This window comes from Thalassolituus sp. UBA675, from assembly GCF_002297765.1.
In the GTDB taxonomy this organism is placed as follows: domain Bacteria; phylum Pseudomonadota; class Gammaproteobacteria; order Pseudomonadales; family Oceanobacteraceae; genus Thalassolituus.
This window is the reverse complement of sequence record NZ_DBNJ01000013.1, coordinates 47473-59661: the sequence shown is the minus strand read 5'-3', so window position 1 is coordinate 59661 and position 12189 is coordinate 47473. Positions and strand designations below refer to the sequence as shown.

The following is a 12189-nucleotide window of genomic DNA, read 5'->3' as shown; positions in this document are numbered from 1 at the left end:
GTTACAGATAAGCCGGTTTCTAACCTATCAGTCTTTTAATAATTTTTCATAAACTTCTTGCGGAGTGGTCGAGACGGTAATCAGCTCACTGATAAAACCAATGATCTGATCACCCCAGATATCGTTGTGCCCGTCCATCAGCGCTTCATCGACAATGATATTCATATAAGGGTTCCGGGCTGTGGTGCGCTGCTTACTGAACAGATCCACCGTGGTGTAGATATCCGGCTGCTTCGGATCATGCGCTGACCACTCGAAATACGCACGCTCCAGATCAAAGGTCGTGGGTGCGTTCTCTTTCGGCGGCTTTAAATAATGCGTGTGGTAAGGCTCGAAGTGGCCGATGGTATTTTTATCGGCGCTCCATTGTGGAATGGTTACCGGCTTATGATTCACCATGCCGGGTTTCGGGCACTCGTAGCGCTCCATATCACGGTGCCGCTCGGTCAGGGTTGAGAAAAACCGACCCGCCGGAAACGCCCATTTTGTTGCCAGGTCTGTCTCAGACGTCAACACGGCGAGCTTAGGCAGCTGACCGGGGAAATAACCCCGGCATCGTTCTTGTGATAATTCCAGCAACGACGAAAACCGCAATGCTTCAAATGCTGGGTTCATCAGAATCACCATGTCACCAAAGCCCTCTGCGTTGCCTCCAAAGTTTTTCCCCTTGCGCGAATTAATAAAGCGGTCGTTGAGGATTTTCTGCAAAGAGCTGTAGACCACGGCACCGCCGAAGCTGTGTCCTATGACGACAAGTCGGCTGGTGGACGGTGGCTCGCCATCTTTAAACGTGTTTCTTACGTTTACCAGCTCTTCTAAGCGGAGCAAGGCTTCGGTCACGCCTTTACGGCCGACCTCGTGGGCGGTGGCTTTCCGGTCCCAGAAGGTAGTGTGATTCACAAAAGGGATCGCCAGAGAATCGCCACGCCAACCAATATAAACGCCCAACACGGGTCTGCGGTCGCGATTATGCTGAGCGCTGGAAGCGGCCTCCTGTGCCGATACCGAGGCCAGCATGTCGCGGAACTCAGCCACATTGGTATCGCCGGGTTCGGCACTATGATGCCAGCCATGAATAAAGGTCAGCACGATGATATCCTGCATCCCAGCTAGCCTCAGATAGCGGTCGAGTACAGAATCCTGTTGTTCGCGGGCCCACAACTGGCCCTGATCATCGTATTCAATAAAGCCAAGGCGATATTCAGAGTCTGTGCCGGTTTCGCCAATCTGAAGCGCGTTCCCGGCACAGTCGCCTTCCTTCTTGAAGGTACACTCGTCCGAATAATTGCCACGGTAGATTCCGTTATGGCTGCAGGCAGAAAGGAGTAGGGTAGTAGTCAGCACACCTATAAAGGTGCGCATCTTATGGATCGTTCTTGATGTCATAGCGGCGTCCCTGCTGATCAGAAAATAAACTGAAAAACAGCTTACAATATTCTGAATCGCAGCAAACGCATGCTGGCCTGTTACTGGTTAACAATGCCAACGAATGGCGCTATGAGTCTATTCGTTCAGACGCAGCGGCTCGTATCAGGGGCCGATATTTGCCCATTGCTCGACACCTATGGCGTTCATCACTAGCTGAACGGATAAGGCCGCCAGAATCATCCCCATGATCTTCGTCAGCAGAGATGCACCACCACTGCCAATCACCGCAAGAATACGGTCTGAGAAAAACATCATCACCCAGGTAATGGCCAGCGTTGCTACGACAATAAGCCCCGTCATCAATTGCTGAGCAATCGGGTAGATCTGGTTATCGGTTAGCAGAATCACCGCAAGAATAGCGCCGGGGGTTGCCGTGGCTGGGATCGCAATCGGGAAAATGGCCACATTGTGGTCAGGCTCTTTGCCCGAGCTCTGGTCGTTTTCAGTAAAGATCATCTGCAAACCGAACAGGAAGAGGATAATGCCACCCCCCAACTGGAACGACAGCAAACTGATGCCCATGGCTGTCAGCAGTACCTGACCAATCACCAACGAACCAATCAGAACGCCGCCGGCATAAAGCACAGCGCGGGTCGCGGTTTTGCGACGCTGGGTAACAGACATGCCCGCAGTTAAGGCGGAAAATATGGCAAGCGTGCCAATAGGATCAATGGTTGCCCAAAGAATCAGGGCATCCTGTATGGCTTTATCAAACATGGGTGGTATCAAGCATAGTGGCGTCCCGGAACAGAACGCCGACTATAGCAGACCGCCTGTACCGCAGGGCAGACGGAGAAGTGCAAAGCTACGTCAGATCTTACAGGCACCGCCTTCGCAGCCATCGTCTTCCTGCTCCTGGTAGGACTCAGGATCGATCTCACCTAACTCCATATCATCCAGGAATGACAGCTCATCCCAGTCGGTGGATTCTTCGGCTTTCTTTGGCTCTGCTACGGGTTCGCTCATGATGGCCTCGCATAAAAACGTTGCTGTAAAACTCAGCCTAAAGAATGCCTGAATCACACCACAGGTCAAACACTGGCTTAAGATGGCACTCAGTGTTGCAGTGGTGGGAAAGGGGACTCAGTTTTTTAGCAAAACCGCTCTAACTTTGGACTCGTTCGAATACTGCTAGGTCTTTCTTGGCTTAGTGTATTTTTTTTGGCATTAGATACCTCGTCAGTTTGACTTTGGTGTCCGTTAAATCGGGGGAAGATCACGCCTCAAACAGGGGCGCGCTTTAGCGCGTCCCGTTCTGCTTTAAATTGTTAGATTTTCCGCTTCTATATATCGCTACAACCTCAGGATTCTGAGCATCCATGAACATAAAAGTTCTGCCATCTAATGCCTGTTTACCGAAGTCATCAAATACATTGGTTCCTAACCCTGTAATTATTACCTCATGAGTAGCCAATGCATCTCTGTATTTATTTCTGATTGTATCAATGTATTTTGATGTAAACTCTGTTAATACCACATTAAAAGCCGGATGATTATATCTAACTAGAATATTTCCGTCCTTCATGTTTAATGGATTCATATCAGGATGGTAGTTGTAAATTTTGGACAGGACCTCATTCGCAAATAGCTTCGCCTCATTGTCATCAAGTCCCTTGTTGATCACAACAACGGTACCGTTCTTATACTGAACTAGGTCTCTAGTATCATCCGTATAGAAAACCATCCGCTCGAGTTGTAACTCAACCGGAGCTGAAAAAGCTGGTTGCCAACTAGGTACCGGTGGAAACTGATCAGACTCTTCCGAAAACACCATTTCAGACAACCCAAGAAGAGCCATCAACTGTAAAATCATCTTCGACATGAATACTCTCATCTATCTAACGCCTAAGCTTTGCGGCGTGTCGGAGCGCCAGCGCAGGCGCGTCCGACAACAGCCACTGGTTAAGCTGCTTCGAAGTCCAAAGGATGGATTCCATCTAGGTTGACCGTGTTTCGGGCCACCCACAGATCGTACATATCCTGCATCGCCAACCAGCTTTCAGGTGTACGCCCGAGAACCTTGGATAGCCGAAGCGACATTTCCGGGCTAATACCACTATCCCCTTTGAGCAGCCGAGACAAAGTAGAAGGTGATACGCCCAGACTGGAAGCCAGCTGACGGGAACTGATACCGAAAGGCTCCAGGTACACCTCCCGAATGAACTCACCTGGATGCGGCGGATTATGCATAGTCATCAGTGATAGTCCTCATAATCAAGAATGTAGGCGTTGCCGTCCTGAAATTCGAACGTCATGCGCCAATTTCCGTTAACCCGAATCGACCACCGACCCTTGTCTTTCCCCTTCAATGGGTGAAGCCGAAAGCCTGGGATGTCCATGTCGTCCACCGACGTAGCAGTATCCAAAGCAGTCAACTGCATACGCAGTTTCTTGGCGTGATCCGGCTGGATGCCAGATATGTTGCCAGTCGAGTAGAACCGTTTCAGTCCTTTGTGACGGAATGATTTAATCATGAGGGAATAATAGCATGTTGCGCATCACGCAACAACCAAGCTTAACATCTATGGACACCCCTCATTGTGCAAGCGAAATCTGCCTTTGGTGTAGTGCAGCCATCTATTCGGATTCCAATTGGCCTAGGGCCAGATCCTTGATGAACTTCGCCAACCCGGTTCTTATCAGTTTATCGTTCCCGAAGAACGTAGTTAGGAACAGAGTTTCCGGATTGCGGTCCTACCTGTTAGACATCTGATTTCACTTACGCAACTACGGTGTCTTCATATCTTTTGTAACTCTGTTCCTTGCTCAGCAAAGCCCAGATCGTTCTTGCTAGTTTGTTCGCCAACGCCACGATGACTACATTGTGGTGACGACGCCTCATAAGATCTTCAAGCCAATCTACCGGAGCATTATTCCTGTTCATATGACGAATTACGGCTCTGGCACCATGGATCAGCATCTTACGAATATAAGCATCACCTCTCTTGCTGATGCCTTGTAAATTTTGCTTCCCGCCACTTGAATATTGTCTGGGGACCAGCCCCAACCAAGCTGCGAATTCTCGCCCTGATCGAAATTCTTTCGCATCACCGACGCTTGCTACTATCGCCGAAGCTGCCAACCGACCAACACCAGGAACTTCAATTAATCGTTTACAGCGTTCATCAGACTTATTTTGATCATTGATTTCCTTATCAAGATCACCGATCTCCGATTCAATATAATTTAACCGATCGATCATCCGAAGCATCAGGCGATTAAGTGTTGATGGCAAGTCATTTTCAACATCTCCATATGAATCTGACAACCATTGCCTCAACCGCTTCGGTCCTGCAGGAATCGCCACTCCAAATTCGGAAAAGGATGAGCGTATGCGATTAATTACTGCCGTCCGCTCCTTTATCAACCCTTCCCGCTCTCGATGCAAAAGCAGTACTGCTTGTTGCTCTGGACCTTTTATTGGCACAAACCTCATTGTTGGCCGATCAACCGCCTCACAGATTGCTTCTGCATCCGCAACGTCAGTTTTATTCGTTTTTACGTAAGGCTTCACAAATTGCGGCGGTATTAATTTCACATCATGGCCAAGCTGCTTTATTTCTCTAGCCCAGTAATGAGAACCGCCACAAGCTTCCATCCCGATTAAGCAACGAGGTAACTTACCCAGAAATGGTAACAACTGATTACGTCGAAGCTTTTTACGAATTAAGCATTTTCCTCTGCTATCACTGCCATGGATCTGAATCACCGATTTTGCCAGGTCGATTCCTATCACTGTTAGCCGTTCCATAAACCATCTCCCGCGAAGAAACTGAAGTTTCAGTGTAAGGGAGGGGTGTCCATTTCATTAGTTTATTTGTGAGCGTGCGCGTTTTGACGCTCCGCTTCCTTTCGATGTTTCGAGCATAACCCCCTGTCACCACTATGAAAAGTGCCTGAGGCGACGCCTTTTGCCAGTGTGAAAGTGAGCATGCGCGTTTACACGCCTTCATAGGCTTTACATTCCGCACACTATCACCCCTACAGAATTTGCAACTAACTGATTTCAATGGGGTGTTTCTTATTGATAGGTTTCATAGTGTGTATGCTCGTTTTGTTCTGATCTTGCAAATGAGCACTGAATTTACCGGTGTTGCCAAGAATACTGTTTATGTATACAGTATTTCGTCATGAGCATTTGCCCGTCGTTTGGGGCAGGAGTGACGTACCCATGAGTGAGCCTGGCCGTAAGGTATTGCATATCGACTGTGACTGCTTTTTCGCGGCGGTTGAGATGCGTGAGCAGCCGCATCTGCGTGATGTGCCGATTGCGATTGGTGGTGAATCTGACCGGCGCGGTGTTATCGCGACCTGTAATTATCCGGCTCGGGTATTTGGGGTTCGCTCGGCGATGGCGACGGCGACGGCGCGTCGTCTTTGCCCTGATCTGGTGTTGTTGCGTGGTCGTATGGAGCTGTACCGTGAGGTCTCTGCTCAGGTGATGAATATCCTGCGTGATTATTCACCCTTGCTTGAGCAGGTATCGGTTGATGAGGCGTATCTTGAGTTAGACCCGGATCAGCAGGCGAGTCAGGTAGCGGCTGAGATTCGTGAGCGCGTCAGGCACGAGTTAGGTATCAGTGTGTCGGTGGGCGGTGCACCGAATAAGTTTCTGGCGAAGGTCGCGAGTGACTGGAATAAGCCCGATGGCCAGAAGATGATTCCGCCTCAAGAAGTGGATGAATTCGTGAAGGCGTTACCTGTTGGCCGTATTCCCGGTATTGGCCCGGCGTTTCAGGCGCGCTTAAAGGTATTGGGTATCGAAACCTGCGACGACGCCCGAAGCTGGGATCTCAATGAACTGGTACGTCGTTTTGGCCGCTCAGGTGTCCATTTATATCAGCGTTGTCGGGGACAGGATAACCGACCGTTGAGTATGGATCGTGAGCGCAAGTCCGTCAGTGTCGAGCGTACCTATGCTCAGGATAAGACCCGCCATGAAGAGTGCGTGGCTGAGGTCTCGGCTCTATACGAGAAGTGGCAGGAGAGGGTAAGCCGAACCCCCTGGAAGCCAGAAGCGCTGGCGCCTTTCGTAAAAGTGAAGTTCGCTGATTTCACTCAGACCACCATGGCCGATATTCAGGAATCGGCGACGCCCGAGGGTTTTCAGCGGTTATTGCTTCAGGCTCTGAAACGGGAAGACAAGCCTGTACGCCTGTTAGGTATTGGTGGGCGCTTTCCTCAGATCAGTGAAAAGCAGCTGAATCTGTTCTGAGCTCTTATAACCCCCCCTGAGAGCTGGCTCTGCCCAACTGCGACAACCTGTCGCATTCTCAATCCCGGCACCATCTCTATAATTCGTCGCACTTGCAACCTACCGACAGGATGACACTGTGCGCCCCTTATTTACTGCTCCGACGTCTTTTTTTTCGACTGCGCTGATTGCTTCAGCCGTGCTCTCTTCTTCCGCGCTTTTGACCGCATGTGGTGGTGACAGCAGCTCGTCGACTGAAATTGTAGGCCCTCGTGAGATTGCCGCGACTATCCCGTTTGCGGCCGTGGTGGGCGATGCTGATGTTGTTTGCGGTGAAGATTATCTGAATGTGGGTAGCGATGCGTCGACCGTCAGTTTTGTTGATTTCCGTTTTTATGTTCACGATTTTAAGTTGGTGACAGACACAGGCGCTGAGATTGAACTGAGCCTTGATGATGTATCGACAACCGCTTCAGGTGAGAGTGATGCTTCTGAAACCAGTCCGTCACAGAACAGCCGGGTAGCTCAACTCGATTTTCGTGACACTCTCGGGTGCGAAGCAGAGGCCGATGTTAACCCGAACTTTAATGATGGTGTGCAAGTCACCGCAACAGTCGAAGAGGGCGTAACGGTCGCGGCCATTCGTTTCACCTTGGGGGTACCCTTTGATCTGAACCACAAGGATCAGGCAGCGGCCGATGAGCCTTTGCGTAATCCTGGGCGGGCATCTGGCGCGGGCTGGAACTGGCAGGGCGGATATAAGTTCACGGGCATTGATGTGGCTCCAGTCGGTGGTTGGACTGACCCGCAAGACGGCGAACGCACAGGCAATCGTTGGAATATGCACCTGGGTAGCACGGGTTGCCCAGTGTCGGTATCCGATCTGGAGTCGGGCACCGAGCCAGAAACCTGTGAAAATCCTAACCGCCCTGAAATCACGATTGAGCTTGGTGCTATTGATGTCGAGCAGGCTGAGATCGTGATCGATTACGCGGCGCTGGTGAGTGGCGTCAGTGTGGCACAGGACGAGGGTGGTGCACCGGGGTGTATGTCGGGCACGACCGACCCTGAGTGTGAGGCTGTATTCGCTAATCTGGGCTTGGGCCTGGATTTGGGAACGGGTGAAAATGCAGAGTCTGAACAATCGGTATTTTCCGTACGTGAGAAAGAATCCGCTGAGTGATCAGATCTGTGTTTGCTGTGTTCAGAATTAACGTGACCAGGTTATTCGCTCTTGTTTCAGCCGCTCTGTTTCTGAGTGGTTGCCAGACAGAGAGCCAGACATTCGTCGATGATGCCGGTGCGCGTGAATCGGCGTTTGACTGGCGCGTACCAGCGTCTGTTCCGCTCCCTTACGAGCCCGACGATAACCCGATGACGGAAGAAAAATTCCAGCTCGGGCGTCATCTTTTTTACGATGCGCGTTTATCGGTTAATGGTGAAATCAGTTGCTCCAGTTGTCACGAGCAAGCGCGTGCGTTCAGCGATGGTGTACAGCACCCGCTGGGTGCGACTGGCGAGGTGCATCCGCGCAACAGCCAGTCGCTGACCAACGCGGCGTACTTTAATAATCTGACGTGGGGCAACCCAGCTCTGGCCACAATCGAGCAGCAGGTCATGCTGCCGTTGTTTGGCGAATCGCCCATTGAGCATGGCATTAACGAGAGTAATTTCGAACAGATTCTGATGTCGATTCAGGCAGACGAAACCTACCTGCGTTTGTATGCCGCAGCCTTTCCTGAGCAGGAGGAGCCGTTACTGGGTGAGCTGGCCTGGGATAATTCTGTCAAAGCCATTGCGTCATTTGTACGCGGGATGACGTCGTTCGACAGCGCATTTGATCGCGGCGAAATGAGCGAATCTGCGAAGCGCGGCGAAGCCCTGTTTAATAGCGAGCGTCTTGAGTGTTTTCATTGCCACGATGGCTATAACTTCAGTGATGCCACCATAGACCGTGGTGTCACTTTCCTCGAACCGCTTTTTCATAACACCGGCCTCTATAACATTGATGGTATGGGCGCTTACCCAGACCCGAATACCGGGCGCCACGAAGTCACAGGTAATCCGGATCATATGGGGCAGTTCCGTACGCCATCCTTGCGAAATGTCGCCGTCACTGCACCTTATAATCACGATGGGTCAGTGGCGACGCTGGAAGACGTTATCCGCAATTATGCCGCAGGCGGCCGGGTGATTGCCTCAGGTGAGAATGCGGGTGATGGACGTATCAGCCCGTACAAAGATGGTGTGTTGGTATCGTTCCAGATTACTGATGCAGAGGTCAGCGATCTGGTGGCATTTCTTGAATCTCTGACCGACGACGCCTTTCTCACAGATCCTCGATTTTCCAATCCGTGGCGTGCTGATTAAGCGCCAGATAATTTTAATGATTCGCTGGAAATTTATTGTATGAAAATAACCAAGACTCCTGCTAAGCGTCTGGCCAGTGCGGCGGGGATGTCTCTCGTGTTGGCTTTACCGTCTCAGGTATATGCCCATTACATTCCAGCGGAGGGCGAGCCCACGCAGGTGCATGGCACGGTGATGACGACATGGCGTTCTGCGTCACCGGTCGATCAGTATGAGTTCTGGCAAATTCCGGGCGCCTTTATGGGCGGCGATGCATGGCCAGTATCACAGGGTGTCAGTCTGGATGAAGTATCTGTGATGACAGCGAAACGCCTCGACGAGAATACCTTCGTTAAGCTGGGTGTCAGTACACACGACGGCAGCGATGGCCATCAGAGTGTGGGTATCGAACACGCAAGTATTGGATTCGTCTGCTGCGATGTGAAAGGGCCCTGGGTTGTTGAAGTTGGGCGGATGTCGGCAGCATTTTCGCCAGAACTGCTGGCGCACAGGTCGACGTCGAAATTTACTGAACCTTCGTTAATTGCCGATGTATTTTTTGGCCGTCATTTTCACGATCAGGGAATACGTATCTGGCTGCACGAAACGGCTGGCTGGTCTGCTGGAGCAGAGATCTGGCAGGGAAAAGCCTTCCCTGCAACTGATGGTACTGATGGCGGCGCGTGGGATGCCTTTGCGCGCTACTCGTTTTCTGTTGGTTCTGTCTATGCCAATATCGGCGCCTGGCATTACCGGGCGCAGGCCAATTCGCGGGCAGACCACCGTTACGGTGGTGGGCATCAACATACACCGGTGGCGGCGCCGGGTGAGCAGGCGGTGCAATTTCCGGATGTTCGTTATACCGGTGATCTCGATCTGACGGGCGTTCATGCAGGGGCCAGTGTCGGCGTTGGAGAATCTGCTCGTGTTGGCATAAAAGGCGCCTGGGCGCAGTTGAACATGGAGGGTATGCTGCACGATTCAGGAAGTCGCGAAGCCGATATTGTCGCAGACCAGTATGCGGTTTGGTTGCAGCCCTATCTTACTTTGCACAACCATACGGTGTCGTTGCGTGCGGAGCGACTGGTCGCGGATAACACCCTGACGGGTGCCGCCGCTGCCACCTTAGGCGAAGGCGCTGGCCTGCTCAGTGAAGATGGCCACACCCCTGAACGTTTTTCACTGTCGTGGCTGTATCAGTGGCGCCCTCAGATCGAGTTCAGGGCTGAATACACTTCAGATCAGACGTTGCCTGAAGAGCAGGACCGCTTTGCGGTGGGGGTGGTGTGGCAGGGGAGTTTATTGTCAGGGCATGCCGGTCATTAAGCGGCATGCCTTAAAGCAGCTTAACCCATCAGGTCTGCAAACATTCCCAGCGGAAACAGCAGCAGTGATGTCCAGCTGAGGATAATCCCTAACGCAGCTCCGACGGCAACGTCGGTTGGGTAGTGCATGCCAAGGATGACGCGTGACAGAGCCACTAGAAACGCGAAAGGCACAACGATATAAGCCAGCGGCGGATACGCCCAGGTAAACAGTACCGCAAAATTCACAGCATTCATGGTATGGCCAGATGGAAAGCTGTATTTATCCAGCGGCGCTGTGTGTGCGTGAATGTCCGGAAATGAAATAAACGGGCGCTTACGAACCAGGCGATTTTTGAGCTGACTGTAGACCAGAATGCACACCAGCCCAGCGACTGTGATATGGCCTAGTTTCGCCAGACCTTCCATGCCCGCAAGTAGTGGCAGCGCTAACGCCAGTGAATACCAGAACACACCATCGCCAAGGCGGCTGACGCCTTTAAAAAACAGGCGGATTGCGCGCATGTGCCCCATTCGATTGAGGCGCTGGCAGAGACTCAGTTCAAAGTGATCCGCTCTGCGGAACAGAAACTCGGCTCTTGCTTCGCGTTGCTTGAGAATGTCCATTCGATGTTACCTCTGTCTGAGCTGCAGCCAGTTGCTGCAGAAACTCATTGATAATGCTGTCCCATGAAATGCCTTGAGCAATATCACGGGCGTTTTTACGAATATGTTTGAGCAGGTTCGGACGCTCACTGAGCGATAAGGCGGCGCGGATAAATGCCTGTTCATCGCCAAACGGAGCCAGCATTGCGCTGTCTTCGTCCTTTGTATGCTCGTGGGCGGCGGCGTAATCGAAGCTCACGACGCCAAGCTGGCTGGCGAGTGCTTCGGTGACGACGTTGCCAAAGGTGTCGGTCAGGCTAGGAAACAGGAAAATATCGCCACTGGCGTAATAGCGGGAGAGTTCTTCTCCGCGGCGGATGCCTGCACAGATAATTTCTGGGTGGCGCTGACGAATGCTCTCTAACTCTGGGCCATCGCCGACCAGTACCAGACGAATGCTGTTGTCCTGATTTTTCAGTTCTTCGTAGGTGCGCACAACAAGCTGAAGATTTTTCTCGGCAGCGATACGACCTACGTATAAAAGTACCGGCGTGTCATCGTTAACGCCCCAGCTGGCCCGCAATTCCTGGCTGCGATGTTCAGGCGAGAATTGTTCGCTGTTTACTCCGCGTGCCATCACACTGACGCGCTCGAAGCCGTGGCTGTTTAATTCATCGGCCTGTGCCTGTGTGGGTACCAGAGTGGCGGCTGTATTGTTGTGAAACCAGCGCATGTAGCGGTAGCCAAGGTTTTCTATCAGGCCCAGGCGGTAGTGTTTGCCATACTGGTGGAAGTTCGTATGGAAGCCGCTGACAACGCCTGTGCCTAGCTTTTCTGCTGCCTTACAGGCGGCCCAGCCGAGAGGCCCTTCGGTCGCCACGTAAATGGCTTGAGGGTTGAAGTCTTTCAGCGCTGAAAGAACACGACGATAGTAAGGCAGGCCGAACTTCAGTTCCGGGTAACCCGGAATCGGTAGGCCAGGTAATGTGAGTGAATACTCGTCACCCTTGTCGTGTTTATTCTGGCGCGGACGAATAATCTGAACTTCAATCCCGCGCGCTCGCATGCCGGTTACCAGAGTCGCCAGTGTGTGCGCTACGCCGTTGACTTCAGGGGCGTAAGTTTCGGTCACAATGGTGATTCTTGAGAGCTCTGGTGTCATCGCATTTGCCTGTTCTTCGTGCATATACACTACTTTGCAATTGCGATATGACAGAAAGGTTTCAGCTCGGTGAAGCTATGATGACGAAAGGGAAGGTTGTTTTATCGGGGGTTAATAAGGTTTTGTGCCCCGGTGAAGGGGCACTG

General features: G+C 51.7%; 13 protein-coding genes. 4 read left to right on the top strand and 9 right to left on the bottom strand.

What is annotated here, in order from left to right; all coding sequences use genetic code 11:
* Window positions 1-27: 27 nt before the first annotated feature.
* The 7 genes from B3007_RS06850 to B3007_RS06820 form a co-directional block, all read right to left on the bottom strand.
* Window positions 28-1386 (bottom strand): esterase, encoded by a 1359-nt coding sequence (locus tag B3007_RS06850; RefSeq protein WP_301378202.1) that lies wholly within the window; start codon window positions 1384-1386, stop codon window positions 28-30.
* A 144-nt stretch (window positions 1387-1530) separates the two neighbouring features.
* On the bottom strand, window positions 1531-2145 hold the full coding sequence (locus B3007_RS06845; protein WP_297533794.1) for a MarC family protein: 615 nt from the start codon (window positions 2143-2145) through the stop codon (window positions 1531-1533).
* Between the two features lie 93 nt (window positions 2146-2238).
* Window positions 2239-2394, bottom strand: coding sequence for a hypothetical protein (locus tag B3007_RS06840; protein WP_297533792.1), 156 nt, complete (start codon window positions 2392-2394; stop codon window positions 2239-2241).
* A 274-nt stretch (window positions 2395-2668) separates the two neighbouring features.
* The gene (locus B3007_RS06835; RefSeq protein ID WP_297533791.1) at window positions 2669-3250 is read right to left on the bottom strand and encodes a hypothetical protein; all 582 of its coding nucleotides are present in this window, start codon (window positions 3248-3250) and stop codon (window positions 2669-2671) included.
* Window positions 3251-3330: 80 nt separating this feature from the next.
* Window positions 3331-3624, bottom strand: coding sequence for a HigA family addiction module antitoxin (locus B3007_RS06830; protein WP_068436756.1), 294 nt, complete (start codon window positions 3622-3624; stop codon window positions 3331-3333).
* Window positions 3624-3902 carry a type II toxin-antitoxin system RelE/ParE family toxin gene (locus tag B3007_RS06825; protein ID WP_297533790.1) on the bottom strand — a complete coding sequence of 93 codons (279 nt, stop codon included), beginning with the start codon at window positions 3900-3902 and terminating at the stop codon, window positions 3624-3626. Before B3007_RS06825 ends, B3007_RS06830 begins: the two co-directional genes overlap by 1 nt.
* Before the next feature lie 245 nt (window positions 3903-4147).
* Window positions 4148-5179 carry an IS110 family transposase gene (locus B3007_RS06820; protein ID WP_301378203.1) on the bottom strand — a complete coding sequence of 344 codons (1032 nt, stop codon included), beginning with the start codon at window positions 5177-5179 and terminating at the stop codon, window positions 4148-4150.
* 420 nt (window positions 5180-5599) lie between these two features.
* On the opposite strand from B3007_RS06820, the gene dinB reads away from it, so the two are divergent.
* The 4 genes from dinB (at window position 5600) to B3007_RS06800 (ending at window position 10297) form a co-directional block, all read left to right on the top strand.
* Complete coding sequence (gene dinB / locus B3007_RS06815) at window positions 5600-6643, top strand: DNA polymerase IV (protein ID WP_297533143.1); 1044 nt, start codon at window positions 5600-5602, stop codon at window positions 6641-6643.
* A 118-nt stretch (window positions 6644-6761) separates the two neighbouring features.
* The gene (locus tag B3007_RS06810; protein ID WP_297533142.1) at window positions 6762-7805 is read left to right on the top strand and encodes an MbnP family copper-binding protein; all 1044 of its coding nucleotides are present in this window, start codon (window positions 6762-6764) and stop codon (window positions 7803-7805) included.
* 32 nt (window positions 7806-7837) lie between these two features.
* Window positions 7838-8992, top strand: coding sequence for a methanobactin export MATE transporter MbnM (locus B3007_RS06805; RefSeq protein WP_297533141.1), 1155 nt, complete (start codon window positions 7838-7840; stop codon window positions 8990-8992).
* A gap of 39 nt (window positions 8993-9031) precedes the next feature.
* Window positions 9032-10297, top strand: coding sequence for a hypothetical protein (locus B3007_RS06800; protein WP_301378204.1), 1266 nt, complete (start codon window positions 9032-9034; stop codon window positions 10295-10297).
* A gap of 20 nt (window positions 10298-10317) precedes the next feature.
* On the opposite strand, the gene B3007_RS06795 is transcribed toward B3007_RS06800, so the two are convergent.
* Together B3007_RS06795 and B3007_RS06790 are read right to left on the bottom strand one after the other, a co-directional pair.
* Window positions 10318-10902: a phosphatase PAP2 family protein gene (locus B3007_RS06795; RefSeq protein WP_301378205.1), complete on the bottom strand. Its 585-nt coding sequence runs from the start codon at window positions 10900-10902 to the stop codon at window positions 10318-10320.
* Window positions 10838-12067: a glycosyltransferase family 4 protein gene (locus B3007_RS06790; protein ID WP_301378206.1), complete on the bottom strand. Its 1230-nt coding sequence runs from the start codon at window positions 12065-12067 to the stop codon at window positions 10838-10840. Before B3007_RS06790 ends, B3007_RS06795 begins: the two co-directional genes overlap by 65 nt.
* Between the last annotated feature and the right edge of the window lie 122 nt (window positions 12068-12189).